General features: G+C 44.7%; 16 protein-coding genes, 1 tRNA gene and 1 pseudogene. 5 read left to right on the top strand and 13 right to left on the bottom strand.

Translation table 11 applies throughout. The features are described from left to right. Positions 1 to 292: 292 nt before the first annotated feature. The 3 genes from F6K46_RS18605 to F6K46_RS18615 form a co-directional block, all read right to left on the bottom strand. Positions 293 to 2,086 carry an SLC13 family permease gene (locus F6K46_RS18605; protein WP_293059924.1) on the bottom strand — a complete coding sequence of 598 codons (1,794 nt, stop codon included), beginning with the start codon at positions 2,084 to 2,086 and terminating at the stop codon, positions 293 to 295. Between the two features lie 386 nt (positions 2,087 to 2,472). Beyond that, positions 2,473 to 2,646, bottom strand: a complete 174-nt coding sequence (locus F6K46_RS18610; RefSeq protein ID WP_158069870.1) for a hypothetical protein — start codon at positions 2,644 to 2,646, stop codon at positions 2,473 to 2,475. 70 nt (positions 2,647 to 2,716) lie between these two features. Continuing rightward, positions 2,717 to 3,739 carry a hypothetical protein gene (locus F6K46_RS18615; protein ID WP_293059927.1) on the bottom strand — a complete coding sequence of 341 codons (1,023 nt, stop codon included), beginning with the start codon at positions 3,737 to 3,739 and terminating at the stop codon, positions 2,717 to 2,719. 690 nt (positions 3,740 to 4,429) lie between these two features. Between F6K46_RS18615 and F6K46_RS18620 the strand changes: the two genes are divergently transcribed. Next, on the top strand, positions 4,430 to 5,323 hold the full coding sequence (locus F6K46_RS18620) for a tetratricopeptide repeat protein (RefSeq protein ID WP_293059930.1): 894 nt from the start codon (positions 4,430 to 4,432) through the stop codon (positions 5,321 to 5,323). 103 nt (positions 5,324 to 5,426) lie between these two features. Here the strand turns inward: F6K46_RS18620 and F6K46_RS18625 are convergent, their stop codons facing one another. The 3 genes from F6K46_RS18625 to F6K46_RS18635 all read right to left on the bottom strand — a co-directional run bounded on the left by F6K46_RS18625 (position 5,427) and on the right by F6K46_RS18635 (position 7,935). Further along, complete coding sequence (locus tag F6K46_RS18625) at positions 5,427 to 7,154, bottom strand: succinate dehydrogenase/fumarate reductase flavoprotein subunit (RefSeq protein ID WP_293059933.1); 1,728 nt, start codon at positions 7,152 to 7,154, stop codon at positions 5,427 to 5,429. A 171-nt stretch (positions 7,155 to 7,325) separates the two neighbouring features. After that, a complete protein-coding gene (locus tag F6K46_RS18630) occupies positions 7,326 to 7,637 on the bottom strand; it encodes a hypothetical protein (protein WP_075905408.1) in 312 nt (103 codons plus the stop codon). Positions 7,638 to 7,862: 225 nt separating this feature from the next. Beyond that, positions 7,863 to 7,935, bottom strand: a tRNA-Arg gene (locus F6K46_RS18635). Positions 7,936 to 8,421: 486 nt separating this feature from the next. Here F6K46_RS18635 and F6K46_RS18640 point away from each other — a divergent pair. The 3 genes from F6K46_RS18640 to F6K46_RS18650 all read left to right on the top strand — a co-directional run bounded on the left by F6K46_RS18640 (position 8,422) and on the right by F6K46_RS18650 (position 11,230). Next, positions 8,422 to 9,081: an Npun_F0813 family protein gene (locus tag F6K46_RS18640; RefSeq protein WP_075905406.1), complete on the top strand. Its 660-nt coding sequence runs from the start codon at positions 8,422 to 8,424 to the stop codon at positions 9,079 to 9,081. 110 nt (positions 9,082 to 9,191) lie between these two features. Then, positions 9,192 to 10,229, top strand: coding sequence for a hypothetical protein (locus tag F6K46_RS18645; RefSeq protein ID WP_075905404.1), 1,038 nt, complete (start codon positions 9,192 to 9,194; stop codon positions 10,227 to 10,229). Next, entirely contained in the window at positions 10,226 to 11,230 is a 1,005-nt protein-coding gene (locus F6K46_RS18650) for a hypothetical protein (RefSeq protein ID WP_075905402.1), read from the top strand. The genes F6K46_RS18645 and F6K46_RS18650 overlap by 4 nt, the downstream gene beginning before the upstream one ends. On the opposite strand, the gene F6K46_RS18655 is transcribed toward F6K46_RS18650, so the two are convergent. Further along, positions 11,223 to 11,489, bottom strand: a complete 267-nt coding sequence (locus F6K46_RS18655) for a hypothetical protein (protein WP_293059939.1) — start codon at positions 11,487 to 11,489, stop codon at positions 11,223 to 11,225. The two genes, F6K46_RS18650 and F6K46_RS18655, sit on opposite strands and share 8 nt — an antisense overlap. Continuing rightward, positions 11,467 to 12,396 (bottom strand): ADP-ribosylglycohydrolase family protein, encoded by a 930-nt coding sequence (locus F6K46_RS18660; RefSeq protein WP_293059942.1) that lies wholly within the window; start codon positions 12,394 to 12,396, stop codon positions 11,467 to 11,469. The genes F6K46_RS18655 and F6K46_RS18660 overlap by 23 nt, the downstream gene beginning before the upstream one ends. A gap of 129 nt (positions 12,397 to 12,525) precedes the next feature. On the opposite strand from F6K46_RS18660, the gene F6K46_RS18665 reads away from it, so the two are divergent. Further along, positions 12,526 to 14,448, top strand: a complete 1,923-nt coding sequence (locus F6K46_RS18665; protein ID WP_293059945.1) for a family 10 glycosylhydrolase — start codon at positions 12,526 to 12,528, stop codon at positions 14,446 to 14,448. A gap of 204 nt (positions 14,449 to 14,652) precedes the next feature. Here F6K46_RS18665 and F6K46_RS18670 read toward each other — a convergent pair whose 3' ends face one another. The 5 genes and pseudogenes from F6K46_RS18670 to F6K46_RS18690 form a co-directional block, all read right to left on the bottom strand. Then, on the bottom strand, positions 14,653 to 15,357 hold the full coding sequence (locus F6K46_RS18670) for a hypothetical protein (protein WP_293059948.1): 705 nt from the start codon (positions 15,355 to 15,357) through the stop codon (positions 14,653 to 14,655). A 66-nt stretch (positions 15,358 to 15,423) separates the two neighbouring features. Then, the gene (locus tag F6K46_RS18675; protein WP_008179339.1) at positions 15,424 to 16,059 is read right to left on the bottom strand and encodes a class I SAM-dependent methyltransferase; all 636 of its coding nucleotides are present in this window, start codon (positions 16,057 to 16,059) and stop codon (positions 15,424 to 15,426) included. A gap of 65 nt (positions 16,060 to 16,124) precedes the next feature. After that, positions 16,125 to 16,470, bottom strand: a pseudogene (locus F6K46_RS18680) (IS1 family transposase); the annotation flags it as partial. Beyond that, positions 16,436 to 16,699 carry a hypothetical protein gene (locus tag F6K46_RS18685; RefSeq protein WP_293028420.1) on the bottom strand — a complete coding sequence of 88 codons (264 nt, stop codon included), beginning with the start codon at positions 16,697 to 16,699 and terminating at the stop codon, positions 16,436 to 16,438. The pseudogene F6K46_RS18680 and the gene F6K46_RS18685, both read right to left, overlap by 35 nt. Positions 16,700 to 16,984: 285 nt before the next feature. Then, a complete protein-coding gene (locus F6K46_RS18690; protein WP_293059953.1) occupies positions 16,985 to 18,526 on the bottom strand; it encodes a site-2 protease family protein in 1,542 nt (513 codons plus the stop codon). Position 18,527 lies beyond the last annotated feature (1 nt).

Raw genomic sequence — 18,527 nt, forward strand, 5'->3', positions numbered from 1 at the left:
GAGTAGGGAGCAGGGAGTAGGGAGTAGGGAGCAGAAATACAGGTTATATTTAAAATTTTAATCTAGGTGAAATCTAGAGTTATCCCTGATAATAATTATCTGTTAACTTATTCAAAAACTATCTGTTAAATCTGGATAGTTTAACCAATTAAGTAAATTCATTGGTTCAGAAAAAAACTATAAGCTGTTGCCCATTTAAATTGGATATTATTCAGTTAAAAAACAAACCGTGTCTTGAGGCAAAGCGCGCATGAGGAGGGAATAAAGATTAGCTTATTTATAGCAGTAAAACTCAAGACAACCCATACAGGGCAATAACCAGTGGCGGAATAATCAATGCCATCAACAAACTTAATGGGGCACCCACCCTAGCAAAATCCAAAAACCTGTAACCCCCTGGCCCATAAACCATGGTATTGGTCTGATACCCAATCGGAGTCATAAAACTATTAGATGCGGCAAACATCACCGTAAACATAAATGCCAGAGGATTCAGACTCAAACTCTTAGCTACCTCCACAGCAATCGGCAATAGTAACACTACCGAAGCATTATTAGACAGCACCTCTGTGATCAGGACAGTAACCACATAGAACAGTGTTAACAACCAATAACCAGGAAGATTACCCCCTAGTGCCACTAGATTTTCCGCTAACCATTGGGTTGTGCCTGACTGCTTCATCGCTATCCCCAAAGGAATTAACCCAGCCAGCAGGAAAATAATATCCCAGCGTACTGTTCCGTATAGTTCCCCAGGCTTGAGACAACCAGTGATCACCATCAACACCACTCCCAACAAGGCACTCACCATAATCGTTAGCACATTAAAGGCAGCTGCTAAGACTACCCCTAAACTAATTGCGATCGCAATCCCTGCTTTCTCTCGCCGTAGGGTTTCTAAATCTCGCTGTCCAATCACCAACAAATCTCGACTGGTTTGCAATCCCAACAAACTTTGCCTCGGCCCTTGTACCAACAGCACATCACCAAAGTGTAAGGAAACTCCTCCAAGTCTTTCTCTGACCAGCTCCTGTCCCCGTCGAATTGCCAAAACTGTACCGTTATAGCGTTGCCGAAACCGCATATCCTTTAAGGTTGAGCCAATTAAATTAGAGTTAGCCAGGATCAACACCTCAGCAATCCCCTCCTCCCCAGAGGTAAGACCGCTTTCCAAGGGTTGTTGTCCAAATTGGACATCAGCTAAGATTTCTATCCCTCGTTGATCTTTGACTCTCAGCAGACACTCCCGACCAGACCTCACAATCAAAATATCCCCTGGTCGCAATACTTTATCTGCCAGGGGTTGGGGAAAACGACTACCATTGCGAATCAGTTCCAAAACGTCCAAATCAAACTTCCGCTGGATTTCACTGGCACGTAGGGTTTGTCCCACTAGGCTGGAATCTGGTGTAATTACAATTTCACTGACATACTCTTTGAGATTATAGTCTTGAGTGACAATACCATTGCTAGCTACTTTACGGTTGGGCAAAAGTCGAGGTGCCACTAGAGCCAAATATGCCAATCCTACGGTAAATGTAATTAGCCCCAATTGGGTGAATTGAAACAAGCTGAAATCACCATAGCCCAACTGTTTAGACAACCCACTGGCCAAGACATTAGTGGAGGTGCCAATGGTAGTGATCATGCCCCCTAAGATAGTGACAAAGGATAAGGGCATCAAAAGCCTAGAAGGGGAAATACTTTGCTTGCGGCACCAATCTTCTACAATGGGAAGTAGTACAGCTACCACAGCAGTATTGTTGATGAAGCCCGTTATCGGACCAGCAATCATTCCCATGGTAAATATTTGCTGGGTTGACTCCTTGCCTCCCCACTTCAGCAGTAGGTCATTCACGATTTGAAGCGCCCCAGTTCGGGCAATCCCAGCACTGAGGATAAACATAGCCATCACAGTGATCGTGGCAGGGTTGCCAAAACCGGAGATTCCCTGTTCTGGGGTGACTAGCTTTAGAAGCATCAGTAACACCATCACTGCGATCGCAGTGATATCCACTGGCATCCATTCCCTAATGAAACTGATTAAAGCTAGTACAACAACGCTCAGGGTAAGAAAAATAGTCATAGATAGCGTAGGATCTCACCAAAAAAGACTACCTTAATTAGGTAGCTCATGGACATCAATCAAACATTTTTATAAATTTACCTATCCATGGAATTTATCTCGCCATAGGATTCAATAACGCTATTAGTTAGCGTATCCTTCATCAAATCTATAATTTATAGTTATAGATTTGATCAGAATCCTTAGGACATCAAATTAATTTAAAGGTAACTTCATAACTTCATAACTTCGGAACTTCGGAACAATAATGTACTAGTCTTTATTCCCCGAATTCATACGTAGTTATGAAGTTAATTATTCCTTATAATCTAGTCAAGTAGAGCCCTTAATTAAAACTTTAAATTAAGACAGCCTTTGTTTAAAAAACTTTAATAATAAACTGTCAATTATTGTTGACTGTTGACCGTTAACGGTTGACCGTTGACTGTTAATCCTACCATCTCGCCAAGCAAAAAATCAATTAAATTAAAATTGAATAAACTCCTGCGAGTCCCTCTGAGTCTGCCAGGAGAATAGATACTGGAGTAGGGGAGTAGGGGATATTCCATGTCCGTCCCCATTCCCCCATCCCCCCATATTCTTCAAAGTAAAGCGTGGTAGCTCACGCTTCGAGCAATTCTCCACTTTCCATCAAGCAGAATTCCCAGAGGGATCACCCTGACTACCCTTGTCAATACGCTTGATCGGTTTCGGTCTTGGTGTTTGGGGTTTGGGTGCTGTGGCTGTAGCCGCGCCATCCTTTTTACGAGCAGGGCGTGGCTTCGGGTAACTCTTTTTAGGACCAAAACGTTTCTTATTTTTATTAAATGGTTTCCTCTTTGGTCCTTTTTTGTTGAGAAAACCAATATCATTTCCTTCCTGGATTACCAGGGTATTGGCTTGCAGCTGTGCATGTAAATCCCAAAAATGACCAACGACCCTTTCTCCCAGGCAACCCTTAAGCTTTAACTTGAAAAACTTAGGCTTATCTGACTCTTTACGAGGTAATTGCCTAATTTTAACAACGACTTGTTCATTCTCCCGCGAATGGTAGATCACCTCGCCACGAATGGAAAAATAGCCATCCTTAGGAATCGGTTCCACCTCAGCTTCTGAGCAGTCATTTGATGTCTCGACTTCTGCTTCGGACTGAGCAACTCCCGAGTCAGTTGTTTCAGCTTCAGCTGTGGATTCGAGAGTTTCTGGTTCCCAGACGCCAACAATTTGGACATGTAAGTTATCGTCTGCTTGCCTGATGCGGGGATAGACAACCCAGAGGTGGGGCTGATTGAGATCTAAGTGATTCTTAACCAAACTCATGACCCGACCGAGTAACACCGCATCAATCAAGGTTCCATCTGCCGCTACAAGTGTTCCCCTGGTCAACTGCTCTGCGGAAGGCATATATTTGCCATTGACCAGACCGATGGCGCGGTATTGCCTAGGTTCACTGGGGGCAGGAATTGGGTGCTGTCTTGAGACCTGACTTGAGACCTGACTTGAGACCTGAGTAGTTACTGTCCCATTAGATTCAGCTAAGGGATCTGATTTGGTGGTATCTTGAGAGCCACCAGTTGGTGTTTCTGGGGGCTGGTTTTGCACACTGGATACTTCCGGTGGTTGGATTCGAGACGACTCAGCTGAGTCGGGAAGCCCATTCACAGACGAATTCATATAACCTCCTAGCGGCGGAGACACATTCCCATGGGTGGTTTTGACTGACATTGGCAGCATTGTCTTGTCAACATGTTCCAGCTTTCCGGTGTCCTTTCCAGAAAAAATTCTTCTGGACTGTTGCCACCAAAAAACTGGAGGGTGAGCGCACTTGGTACTAGTCTACCCACTGTACAGAATGCAGTGAGATAAAGCTTAGATCCGCAAAGTTTATGGAATCTTTAATCTGAGCGGTTTCTAGCCGATTTAAATGAGCTTTAATGCTAGCTTATTTAGATAGATGGGATTGATGGGAGGAGACTTGAAACTCCCCAAATCGTTTCATAATGGGAAGAGAGTAGCAATCTAGTAGATGATTAGCGTTACGCATGGGTAACATACCCGCATGTTTTCAAGAAAACTCCTCTGGGAATGTGGTACAATGAGCCTATGCAATAACCAAGCAATAACAGTATTAGGCTTGACATCCAGATAATCTTCTACAAGAGTGGGTAGCCTGTGAAAAGGTAACTGAGTAAAGCCATCAGTTTTAAATCTCCCGAAAATAACGGAGATAAGCCACAAAGTTGTCACCTCAAATTCAATATTAGGTTGGGTTCCAGCCGATTTGAAGCCTGTGGATAGGGTGCTGCCGACAGTCCTAGTTGAAACAGGAAGTAAACAGGCGTCGTTGTGACGTTTTTGTCCGCGATGTTCACGTTTTATAGAACAGTTCAAGAAAGTTTTGTGTCTCAAAAGCGCAGTCTCTGGATCAAAATAGTGCTAGTACTAGCTGTGCTAGCCTTTATCGGTATTTCGATGATTCCTTTGCTAGGGAATATTTTCAAGGATAATCCCGCCTCTGTTGGGGCAACACCTACAGCTACACCAAATATTTCTGCCCAGCAGCAAGCAGAACTAGAAGCTCAAGCCAAGGGTTATGAACTAGTCTTGCAGCGAGAACCAGAAAATTTAACGGCTTTGAGAGGTCTGCTGGAGATACGGCTGCAGCTCAGAGACATCAAAGGCACCATTGAACCCTTAGAAAAGTTAGCCAAACTCAATACTGACCAGACAGATTATGGGGTCTTGCTGGCTCAGGTAAAACAACAAATTGGCGATCGCGAAGGAGCAGCTCAAGCCTATCGGGACATATTAAACGCTAAGCCTGGGGATATGAATGCTCTGCAAGGGTTAGTTAGTTTGCTAACCCAGGAAAACCGCCCAGAAGCAGCCATCGGTTTGCTGCAAGACACCTTAAAAAGTTCCCAGCAAGTCAATGAGATTAAACCTGGGAGCATTGATGTCATTTCTGTGCAGTTGTTGTTAGGTCAAGTTTACGCGAATCAGAAGCGTTATGACGAAGCCACAGCTATATATGACCAGGCGATCAAAGGCAGCCAAGATGACTGGAGACCAGTGCTAGCTAAAGCCATGATTTTTAAAGAACAGGGTAACACTGAAAAGGCTAAACCCCTGTTTGACCAGGCTGAATCCCTAGCACCAGCCAAGTACAAAGACCAAGTCAAACAGTTGGCAGCCGAAACTCCAGAAACTCCAGAAACTCCAGAAACTCCAGAAACTCCAGAAACTCCAGAAAATTAGTCATTGGCTAAACCATGATTAGTCATGAGTCATGAGTAACCAAGACACAGTAGTAACGCTAGTTACCCATGACTCGACCACTGAGGCAGTATCGGAGTAACAATCAATACTTCCGCTCTTTCGGTTCAAACAAGGTGATGCTTACCGGTTTATATTGCAGGTCAATACCTGCAGATGAGTAAAACGCTAGGGTGTGTTTGAGAAAATTGGGATCATCCCGTTGGGGATAATCCTCCCGGCTATGGGCACCCCGGCTTTCTCGTCGGTTCAGAGCAGAGGTAAGAATAATTTCTCCGACTATCATTAAATTGCGCAGTTCCAAGGCTTCGATAATTTCCGTGTTCCAACAGTTGCCTTTGTCATCCAAATAAATTTGCTGGTACTGTTGTTTGAATTGTTGCAGTTGGTTTAATCCCTCCTCCATGGACCCTTGGTTACGGAAAACGCCACAGAATTGGGTCATACAGTCTTGGAAAGCTTGACGCAACTGGTTAAGCCGTAAGGTGCCAGATTTTTCCACAAGGGCTTTGATTTTTGCCTGGGCTGCATTGAGGTAGGATTGCTCGTCAATGTCTGGTAACTTCCGGTCTTGGACGTATTTTGCGATCGCAGCACCGGTTATTTTGCCATAAACGACACATTCCAACAGGGAATTACTCCCGAGGCGATTCGCCCCATGAACAGAGACACAGGCTGATTCCCCAGCGGCAAAGAAGCCCTCAATTAACCCATCTTCACCACTATGAACTTGTCCATCGGTGTTGACAGGGATTCCCCCCATAGAGTAGTGGGCAGTTGGTCGTACTGGCATTGGTTGATGTACTGCGTCAATACCAACCAATCGATGGGCTTCTTCCCAGCAAAACGGAATCCGACTCATAATCTTTTCTTTGCCCATGTGGCGCAGGTCAAGGTAAACAAAAGGTCCACCTGCACTGCCATCAGGATGAATGCCACGACCAGCTCTGAGTTCTAGGGTAATCGCTCTTGAAGTAATATCCCGGGGTGCCAGTTCCATTTGTTTGGGGGCGTAGTCCCTCATAAAGCGATCGCCTTCTGAGTTAATCAGATAAGCCCCTTCCCCTCGTACCGCCTCAGAAATCAAAACTCCTACCGGATACAAGCCCGTAGGATGAAACTGTACAAACTCCATATCTTCCAAAGGCACCCCAGCCAGAGCTGACATTCCCAGACCATCCCCAGTGGAGGCAAAGTCATTGGAGGTCGTATTAAATACCCGTCCATAACCCCCGGTAGCAAACATGACCGCTTTTGCCCGTACTACTTCCACCTTCGTGTCTAGGAGCTGGAACATCACCACCCCTTTTGCCTGACCCTCTTCCAAAATCAGCTGCATAACGTACCACTCATCGTAGAGTTTGACACCGTTATGGCGGAGATTGTTCACCAGTTCATGCAAAATGGCGTGACCCGTCTTATCTGCCGCGTAGCAAGTGCGGCGATAGGAATGACCTCCAAAAGCCCTCTGAGCAATCCGACCATCCGGTAAGCGCGAAAACAGCACCCCCATGTGTTCCAGCTCAATGACCACCTTTGGAGCCTCTTTGGTGAGGATTTCGACTGCATCCTGGTCTGCCAAGTAGTCAGACCCTTTAACCGTGTCGAAGGCATGGGCTTCCCAGCTATCCTCAGCATCAACATTCTTCAGAGTAGCTGCCATACCCCCTTGGGCAGCCACCGAATGGGAACGAATTGGGTGAGTTTTAGCGACAAGGGCGACATCGAGCTTAGGCTCAGAGCGTTTAATCTCTAAAGCAGCGCGACATCCAGCTAATCCCCCACCGACAATAATGACATCGTGTTCTAGCATCTCGCTCGTATTATGGAATCCGAATTCCTATTTTAGGCTCTAGGTTCTAGCCTCTAGGCATTTACCCTCTAGGATTGCGGAAAAAGTATGAAGCGCCCCTCCTTAAGGACGGAGGCTCTCAACTCCCCTTCCCCGGGTTGCGGAAAAAGCCGGGGATGGTTCGGATTCTCTTCAACCGGTCGCCCCAATAGGTTTCTGTCTAGGCCCTCTGCCGACCGCTGTTGATGTGGTTTCCTCCTCTTCCATCTGAGCAATTTCAATATGATTTAACAATGTAGTCACGAAGGCAAAGAGCAGGAAGGGCAGAGATAGTACCAAAATCAGCCCGACAGTTGCCAGAGCGTAAATTTGGCGGTCAGCACTCCAAAGAGCTAAGGCTGAGGCGAGACTCAGGAAAATTACGATTAACCAAACCATAATTTGTCCATAAATGTCACCAAAGCTTAGGGTGCATACAATGCGATATCGTTGTAAGTTATCCATGGAATCTCTTGACACATTTCTTTATTTTTATAAGCATATGCGTCTCATCCAGGTTTGGGGGATTTCTCAATAATTTTTAAGAGGAGCGCAACATCACTTTACATTTACATCTACATTTAGACTTTACATTTAGACATTAGTCATTAATCCTTAGTCCTGTGTATTTTGTGAGCCCGATTAAGCCAGATGGTATTGACTTTTGACTAATCACCAATTATCAAGAAGCGCCCTCGGTAGGATTTGAACCTACGGCCGAGGGATTAGAAATCCCTAGCTCTATCCACTGAGCTACGAGGGCATAGCTATATCATACATCAGAAAAAACTGTTTTTGCTTGGCTCGTGATCGGGTAGTAGTCTCTGTGTGCCTAATACCTAGTTTCCCGTTCCCGATCTCACCATAGGCTTCAGCTTAAGTGGATAGCCACCACAATTATCGATTGCTTGTCTCAATTAGCGGTAAGACTCAAGGCACTTAGCTCGAACCCGAGTTAAGGTAGGTACATAGTCAGTGTCACTGATCAGAACTTAGTCAGACTCTGTCACAAGGATTCTGATCAGGAGATAGTGACTAGTACTCTGTCAAAATTGAATTGAGGGGTAAACTATACTTTCCCGGATGCTTTTACTAAGCATTAGGTATTACTTAACACCGTGCCACCTTGCCAGCGTGCCACCTTGCCACCTTGCCCTAACCCTCAAAACTAAATTGACAGAGTACTAGGGGGTTAGAATACTTCGTCAACAGCACCCCCTGACAGGGTCAGGAGTCATGTGCCAGTATCATGTTTATTTTGAAAAGGCAGGATGTTGAAATCTCTAGTATTCAGCACCCACAGAGGGAGCAGCAAATCCCGATTCTCAATTACCAGGGGCAAACCTTTCGCCTGCTCAGTGTATTTGGTGCCACTCAGGAAGAGGAAGCCATAGCTTTCTGGCGAGACCTCACCGATCATCGGGGAAAAGCTTGTGTATTGTTGGAAGAACCTGAGCGCTACAGCGTTTGGGGAAAAATCCGTCTGGAGCAATTAGGCACTGAACCAAGCTCTAGGGGCACTAGGGTATCCTACATTCAAGCCTGTATTTTGCTACTACAGACGGTGTATATGGATGTGGAAGACTTCTTAGGAGCTAGACAAGCTGGGTTGTTCCAGAAGGATATCGCCAAGATCTTGATAAATTCAAACTTTCCCCAGGTTGAATCGACCCAAGCTGTACAACAATTGCTCAAAATCGACCCCCTTACCAACTCTGATTTTCCAATCTGGGAAGAACATCATATGATCACCCTGTTGCAAGAACTCTATCGCTTAGGTAAAGGCTATTTTGGCAATACCAACTTTGCTCAGGGGGTTAGCGATATCTTGCAGGATATGCCAGCTCAGGAGCAAACTCAGTTTATCAACTGGCTTAACAACTCTGATCTTGGTCAACTATGGCAATAATCTACATATGGCAATAATCTACAATTAAAAATAAGCGATTAGAATCATTAATATGTTATCTGGCTAACCATAGTCTTATTGTGCCAGTCAGTGATAAGTGTGAAATTCCTATGAGCAGCTCTGCAGAACGGTCATCAGGTAATCTATCTCCCCTCAGCAGCAATACCATCATCTATGGTGGTATTGCTTGGGCGATTATTTCCCTATTATTTTTCTTGCTGTTTGGTATTACATCCCCTGGGCAAGAGAGTCCATTTTGGTACGTGATTAGTACCTACTTTTTAGAATGTATACCCTTCCTAGTAGCAAGTATTCTCTGTTTCAGAAATTGGCGTAGCCCTCAGATTGCCAGTGGACGAAATGTCTGGCTAGGACTCGGTTTGGGGAATCTGTTCTATTTGATTGGTGGCTTGATATTCGGTGTGTGGGAGCTGTATTTTCACCTTAACCCTGATGTATCACTAGCAGATGTGTTTTACTTATCCTCTTACGTATGTCTTGGGGTAGGTATGTTTTTAGCAGTTATTCCCAGGCGCTTAAACTTAGAACTTTGGCAAGGGTTAACGATTATAGCGATTGCCATAGTGGGGATGGCCTTAGCTGCTTTGCTCTTACTTGCCCCTTCCCTCGAATCAAGCACTCCTGAATCTGGTGATGTGACAATTGCCTATTCTATTTCTGACTCGACCACACCACTGCGGGTCTTGGAAAATAATGCTATGGTCATCTCGGCAGAGCCATCTGATGAAATAACCAAATCTGAGGCTAATCAGAGTACCGTTCATAATTCTCCAAGGTGGGCGATTGAACTTGACAAGTCACTGAGTGCCTATTCAAACCAATTGACCACCCTCTACATTGGTTGCGATGTAATTCTGCTGATTATTGCCTCATCCCTACTGTTAGCGTTTTGGGGTGGACGTTTTTCCCAATCCTGGCAAATGATTGCCGCTGCAACATTTTGCCTGTACATTGCAGATATGTGGTTTAAGTATGCTGAGACTAGACCGAACTACCAAAGTGGCGGTTTACCAGAAGTCTTTTTTGTATTCAGTGGTGTATTGTTTGCAATAGGGGCTGCCCTGGAATATCAAATATCGAGCCGTTCCCGTCGTGGTTCACGCAGGCGAGCTGAAAAAGTAGCATGAGTCCAAGAAAACTATCTGATGTCGATAAACAGGACATCCTAGAACTATATCGACAGACAGCAGAGACAACCTCAACGCTGGCTGACCGTTATGGAGTTAGTAACTCCACCATTAGCCGTATCCTTAAGAGCAACTTGTTGGAGGCAGAATACGAGGCTCTAATTCAACAAAAGCGCTCTAATCGTACTGCTGAAAATGTCTCCTCTTCTACTGTCAAAACCGCTAAGCCTGTGGTAGAAACAGCCACTAAATCATCACTAGTTGTACTCAAAAATGAACCATTAGCAGAATCTGTCAGTGATTTATTCACTTCAACCTCTACTGATGGACGTCGGCGGCGTAAGCGTTCCTCTGTGGCTGCTCAACCACCAGTGGAGGAAGAGGAGCAACATACCCAATTACAACTTGATATTACCACATCAGGTTCAGAGGAAGATAAGTCTGTTGATCACCAAGATCAATTATTACCTGAGCATAAGGGACTAGCAACTAGGAGATTCACCGAGTTGTTGGACGAAGATTTAGGGGATTTGGATCAAGATGATGATTTAGAGGATTTGGAGGATTTGGATGATCTAGATGACCTAGATGATCTAGATGACCTAGATGACCTAGATGAAGATTGGGACGATGACTTGCCAGATCCTGAGATTCACGAATCCATCAGAACCTCTGTGGCTAAAAGCGGTTCTTACATTGAAATTTTGCCCCTCTCGGAAGCTTCTCTTCCTAAAACCTGCTATTTGGTAGTCAGCCGAGCGGCGGAGTTAATTGCTCGCCCTCTGAATGAGTTTAGCGACCTCGGACAAATTCCTGACGAAGAAGTTCAAGAGACAACCTTGCCAGTATTTGAAAACCATAGGGTAGCACGGCGTTTTTCTAATCGTTCTGAGCGAGTCATCAAGGTTCCTGATGCTCAGATGCTTCAGAAGACCTCTTCTTATTTGCAAGCTAAAGGAATTACCCGATTATTAATTGATGGTCAGGTCTATTCTATTTAATATCAAGTCCGTTGGCTTCTGGGTGAGGGACTTTCGCCCTTAGGGTTTTAGGGAGTCGGGAGTCGGGAGTCGGGAGTCGGGAGTCGGGAGTCGGGAGTCGGGAGTCGGGAGTCGGAATTCCCCCTACTGCTGGAGGAAGGGTGGGAGGGGGGAAGGAAATGGAATGTACTTTATAAGTATGAGAAACGCTATAAATCTTGATATAACTTAACTTGATATCACTTAATTGATATAACTTAAGCGCGTTGAGCCAGGGCAAATAGTTGGTCAGCTGTGGACTCAATCAGCTCCCGTTTAACTAGTCGGGAACGCCAAGATTCTGGTATCCCTTGCTCTCCATAAAATGCTCCTGCCAATTGTCCGTAAACTGCCCCGGTGGTATCAGCATCATCACCTAAGTTGACGGCTAACAGACAGCCTTCCCGAAACGAGCTACTGTGCTCAAAGGCCCATAAAGCTGCTTCTAAGGATTTCACGACATAACCAGTCCCCTTAATTTCTGGGGGCTGGCGGTATTTGAAGGATCCTGTGGCAATTTCGTGTATTTCCCCAACCATTGGGTTTTCTTGCCAGTATTGAGGAATGGGGCAATAGAGTTCCGAAAGCAGTTCTTCTTTGCTTACTCCATTAACTGCTCCCACTAGCAGCGCCCCCAAGTAGCGACAGGCATCGACAGCGCTTGCTACTCCATGAGTGGTGCGTGAACTATCACCAGACTTCTCGATCGCTTCTTTTGGTTTTTTAGCATAAAACAAAGGCACAGGAGCCAAGCGCATGATAGACCCATTACCAGCACTACGGGGAGCTGTGGAACCACAGTAAGGGTTTTGGGTTATTTGAAATTGCTGCAAGGCTTGGGATACTGTGTTTCCAATGTCAAAACACTGACCTGTGCTGCTGAGATAACCTTCTCGGGACCATCGCAGATACTGTTGTAATTGATCAACTGGATCAAACCCCTGTTGGTCAATCAAACTATGGGCTAAACACAGGGCCATGGATGTATCATCAGTCCAGTAGCCTGGCTTCAAACCAAAAGGCCCACCACCCACCATATCTTCAATCGGGGTGAAGGAGCCTGGTGCCTTAAACTCTAAAGTAGTACCGACTGCATCCCCGACAGCCAATCCTAACAGACTGCCACGGTAACGGTGAATTAGCTCCATATTAGCTCCATTGGATAATTCCTCTTCTAATCCATAACCTCTGCTAATCTAGTGTCGTGTTCTTTGCATCTTCGCGGTTAATCAAAATCCTGATTAGCCCAACACCCTCACCCGGAGCTTGTTCAACCAATGAAACCGTTACTGAAACTCTGGCCTATAGCCTTGGTAAATAGACTGGTTTCTTTTAAGCAAACCATTAAACGTCAGGGTTGGTGGATTTTGCTATTTGTGATCGGGATGATAATTCCTCTATGCCAGCTTTCCCCATCCTACGCCAGTGGCACCTTTAAAGATGTCCCAGACAATTATTGGGCACAGCCGTGTATCACCAAACTAGCACAACAAAATATTATCAGGGGTTACCCAGATGGTACCTTTAAACCGAATGCTCCGATCACCAGAGCTGAGTTTGCTGCACTGCTTCTGAAGGCTTTCCCTAGTGCTCCTCAAGTGCGCAGTGACCAAAAATTCGTAGATGTACCAACTAATTACTGGGCTAATCAGGCTATTCGTAATGCTGATAAAACGGGATTTTTGGCTGGCTATCCTGGTAGAGTTTTCCGGCCTAAGCAAAATATCCCTCGTGTCCAAGCGTTAGTATCTTTAGCGAGTGGATTGAAGTATAAACCGGTTAACTCTTCCGTAGAAACTTTAAAGGCAGCGTTTACTGATGCTACGGCAATTCCGAACTATGCCCAAAATGCGATCGCAGCAGCTACGGAAAATCAGATTGTGGTCAATCCCCCTAATGTGAAGCAATTCAAACCTAACCAACAAGCTAGTCGAGCTGAGGTAGCTGCTTTTTTGTGCCAAGCTACCCAAACCACTGGATTGATTCCTAATCAATACATTGCTAAGGTTGAGCCACCAACTCCTGGTTCTACTGAAGCGGAGTTAAGAGGGGTATGGCTGACAAATATTGATAGTGAGGTACTGTTGTCTACTAAAGCAGTAACGGATAGCCTACAAAAACTTAAGGAGCTCAACTTTAACACGGTATATCCTACAGTGTGGAATTGGGGTTATACACTATATCCGTCTCAAGTAGCTAAACGGGTAGTGGGACTGGAAGCACGAATATCGACGGAGTTAGAGAAAGACTTATTTGACCCAAAGAAGGGGGTGCAGGGAGGACGAGATGTTCTCAAAGAGATTGTCGAGGTGGGACATGACAATGGTTTGAGAGTTATTCCCTGGTTTGAATTTGGCTTCAAAGCACCCTCCTATTCTGAATTAGCCAAACGCCACCCAGATTGGCTGACCCAAACCAAAGATGGGGTCAAGACTCAAACTACTAAAGGATTAGAACCAGAGGATGAAAGACTACAAGAGATTGTTTGGCTCAATCCTTTTAAACCAGAGGTACAGCAATTTATTCAAGATTTAGTTATCGAAATTGTCAGCAACTATGATGTTGATGGTATCCAATTCGATGACCACTTTGGCTTGCCAGTGACCTTTGGTTACGATGATTTCACAGTAGAATTGTACAAAAAAGAACACCAAGGTAAATCTCCCCCCACTGACCCAAAGGATGAGGAATGGGTACGCTGGCGAGCCAACAAAATTACGGATTTCCTAACCAAGCTGTTTCGAGCAGTTAAAGACAGTGTTGAAGACAGTAACAATGATGTGATTATTTCCCTATCTCCCAATCCCCAGCGTTTTTCTTACCAATTCTTTTTAGCTGACTGGGCAAGTTGGGAACAACGGGGTTTAGTAGAAGAACTAATTGTCCAGATTTATCGAGATAATTTCAGCACTTTTATCTCGGAATTAGACCAGACAGAAGTCAAAAGAGCAAGGAGTCATATTCCGGTAGGGATTGGGATTTTAAGTGGTCTAAGAACTCGCTTAGTTCCGGTATCACAAATTCAGCGGCAAGTGGATGCTGTCCGACTGCGGGGATTTGCTGGTGTGTCGTTTTTCTTCTATGAAACCTTGTTGAATATGAGTGATGAACCAGCTTCTGAGCGTGAGAGGGGTTTTGGGATTATGTTTCCTGAATTTGTGAAAGCACCAGATATAGAGGATTGGAAGAAATCCAATTGATCTGGTGGCTGGTGCTTTCAGTAGTGTTAGTTGTTGTTATTTGTTGCTAAAGCATCAGATCTCAAACTAGCACTAATAAAGACTCGAAATTATTCAATTTCTTAGCTTCATTATTATTAGCATATCCATAGACGCGAGGAAGTTGCTTCGTGCTTAAAAGTACTTTTCTGACCTCAGAGTTGGATACATTATAGCGGTTTTTAATTAGGTGAGGTACAAATTTTTGGGTTTTAGGGAACAGGGAACAGGGAACAGGGAACAGAGAATAGGCAATAGGCAATAGGCAATAGGCAATAGGCAAGAGGGAAAAAATTTTGTGTACCTCATTAGGTTATAAATCGCTATAGTTAGGTTTCTGCCAGAAAGAAGGGCAGTAATGGCAGCAATCCCCAATGCCTGACCAACACCAGCATTAAATTCCACAATTCTACCAGCGGATGAAGCAAACCCTTGAAACCCAGAACCAGGACTGACAACGGCTAAATTAGGGACTGTCTTAATTTGGGCATGCTGGATGCCAATGTTGAAAATTGGCTTACTAAAACTTACACTTTTTATCCCGTTCTGAGAGGCTCTGTTACCAAGACCTTCGATACCACCTCGCACATCAAAATGATAGCCAAAGGTTCCCAAAGCAGACCAATTGGGTGTGCCACCTAAGAGCATTTGGGAGCCATAGAGAGGGTTTACCACACCAGTAATATTGCCTGCATGGCGGATATAAAGCTCAGATGCAGGCTTAACGGCTTTCGCTCCGATACCTTTGAGCCAAGTTTCAACGAAATTCATCTCTTCGAGAATCTGAGCAGAGGGTTTAACACCTGCTTGAGCTAATTCCTCTGCTTCAGTGCCATTGACCTTACACAGGAGGACATTCCAGGAAAGCCTACCCCCTGGAAGAATTGCCACATTTCCTTTTAATTTTCCAGGTGGGATATTTTCTCCTTAAGCAGACAAACGGTAATCTTAGCCTGATCAGTACTTATTTGCTACAACGAGATAGCTACCATAGATTGACATCAACGGAAAATGCCAACCTAAATACTGGGATACCCTACCTGATCCATATAATTTAACTCCTGAGAATCCATGCATTTGCAATCTCAATCGCAGAACTTCTGGAAAATGCTGAGTTAAATGGCTGACACCGTAAACTGACATTCCAATGATTTTATTTTTTATGTAATTAGGATTGGGAGTGGTAAGCAACAGCCTTCCGCCAATCTTCAACACTCTTTGGAATTCACATAATGTTTTATCTACATCGGCAGGATACAGGTGTTCAAGAAACTCACCAGCAGTAATCACATCAAAAAATCGATCTTCCATAGGTATGTCTGTTGAAAGACCATAGACTTTTTGTGAATAGCACTCAGGCAAAACATCTAATCTTTCTTGTACACAATCAAGACCAAATAATGTCAGGTTCGGGTTCAACTCCTTAAAACGTAATCCACCTCTACCCGTATTGCAACCTACGTCAAGAATCTTTACAGCTCCTTTCTGAAAAAAACTGAAGAACTGTTCGTACCTTTTCAAGGTAAAAGGGTCGTGTTCTGAACGATTTTGTTGAACATTCTGAACTTCGTACTTCTTATGCAGATTGACCATGTTTGCTTCTCCAATTCAACGTAGAAATGACTAAACTCCAAAGCGTTACTGAATTACCGGATGAATCAGGGATAGACAGGTATGTGCCTCGGTGGCACCGGCACCTCCCAAAACTTCAGGTAATGCACTAACAGTCCGATCGAATGCTTCAGCATTTCTATTGACTTCGAGTCACACAAAGTCTTGGGATGTAGCCGAGCCAGATAGTTCCTCAATCGAGTGAAATAACCCTAGACTCGGGTCATATACAACGGGTTGACGATATCTGGTCACCATCGATGGATGTAGTTGGGATACACCTTGAAACCATCTGTAACATAGAAGAAACACTCCCACAAACCCTTCGTACGCCCACACCAGTTCAAAGGTCATTGTACTACGCTCTCCGATTCCGTAAGCTAGAATACCAGTCAATAGTCAGTTTCTCGGGTTTCTTTTTCCCAGGTGGTGTTAAAGCCAGTAGCAGGTCGAGTTGTAGTCTAGTTAAGACCTCCACCGCCGCAGAGTGAGGAGCATTTCGCTGTAGAGCTGACGGCTGACGGCTGACGGCTGAATGCTTACGTTGAAATCCCTGGTAAGCGAGTTTAATTAAGGTCTCAGGGAGAAGTGTACATTGGTTAATTTGGGAAGTAGATTGCATAGTGATACTTATACTAATTGAGGTACACAAGTTTGGGATTTTAGGGAATAGCGATGCATCGCTTTTTCACCATTATTCCAAAATTTGCTCATCAAGTATGATTAACTAAGGTTGAAGTTTTCCCCAAGAAGCATGTAACTATCAACCTAATCTACAAGGGACGCCAAAGGCGAACAACCGTTCAACCTTCAACCTTCAACCTTCAACCTAACAACCTTCAACCTTCAACTTAACAACTTAACAACCTTGGCCAAAAGCCCACGGGTGCGCGTTCAACCCTTGAAATTAGCCCCCAATTCCTAGCCTTCCTGCCAAAGCGGAATTAATGGGAATCAGAGTTGCAACCATTAAAAATAATGCCAATAACCCCCACAATGCTCGAGTATCATCAAGTTCGGTAATTTCATTGAGGCTAGGACGTTCTAAACTCCGCTGCAAGAACAAAATCAAGATTCCCCAGTACAAAATGATGGGATTGGCTGGATTGATTAAGGCCAGAATCCCCAAAATTACTAAGGTGGCAATGGTAGTAAGTCGAGCAGTTTTGCGTCCGTAGATAGCTTGGACAATTCGCCCACCATCGAGTTGTCCTGCTGGCATTAGGTTCAAAGCTGTTATGGTTAAACCTAGCCAACCGACAATGGTGAGAGGGTGAACATCCACTAAAGACTCTTGGAGAGCACTACCAAGCACTAACTTTGCCAGCCCTCCGACTAAAATGGACGCTTGGAAGAATTCCGCTGGCACCTGAAAAGCACTGCCTTGATGAGAAAGGACTAATCCCGCCATCAGCATCAGTAGAGACACTACACCACCTACGGCTGGTCCGGCTATAGAAATATCAAATAATACTTTTCGATTGGGTAATAATGATTCGAAGCGAACCATAGCACCAAATGAGCCGATTTGCAAGCTGGGAAGGAAAAAGGGTATGCTGAGGCGAACGTCGTGAGCTTTGGCTTGCCACCAGTGACCGAGTTCATGGGTAATCAGAACTATCCAAATTCCGATGGTAATCGGTAAGGCTTCCCGAAACCGTTCTGGTTCACTGAATAAATCAAACTCAAGCAGTAACCCAGATACTTCTAAAGTGGTGAAAAATGTGGCAATTACCAGAACCAGGGCTAATATTTTTTGCGCAACTGTAGTGGTTCGTGGGTCATTGGTACTGGGCAAGACAATGACAACTGGTTTCCCTTCTGGATTATCGACTAAAAATAGCCGATAGCGATCGCTTAATTTTTCCTTTAGATTAGCTGACAAACGAGAATGTACAACTTCTGCATCGTTTCCCCGCAGATTGCCTGTAAAAATTGCCCCTTCCTGATATTTTATAGTTTCCGTCGCAAAGAAGGTATCAATCCCAAAAATCTCTTTAATCAGTTGTAGGTCTTCATCAGGAATTGTAGCTACTCCGATCCTGGTAGTATTCGGACCCTCGGATACGGCAGTTAAATTGTTGTCAGCTGCACTATCTTGCTCCTCAGACTTTTGGGCATCTTTGCTTTGTTGTTGATCCTCGAACAGTTTGGTGGCACGCTCCCGCCAAACCTCATCTTGACCTGCTGCACGTAAGAGCCTGCCCAAGTAGATGTATAGGCCGGTGGAAGCGAGTAGCAGAAATAGGATCCCAACGATATTCAGGTAAATTCCCATGCTGACTAAGCCAAAGAATAATAGCCAGGGCAGTGTCAATACTACTGACTGCAACCAGGCTAAAATTCCCAGCTTGCCGTAAGAACGAGCGCGGTTATAGCCCCAACCTAGAACACCAAGGGCTACAAGTATGATTACCAAAGTGACAGTAGTCTGTGATCCGTTAAACATT

Origin of the sequence: Moorena sp. SIO3E8 (genome assembly GCF_010692445.1) — a bacterium.
In the GTDB taxonomy this organism is placed as follows: Bacteria; Cyanobacteriota; Cyanobacteriia; order Cyanobacteriales; family Coleofasciculaceae; genus Moorena; species Moorena bouillonii.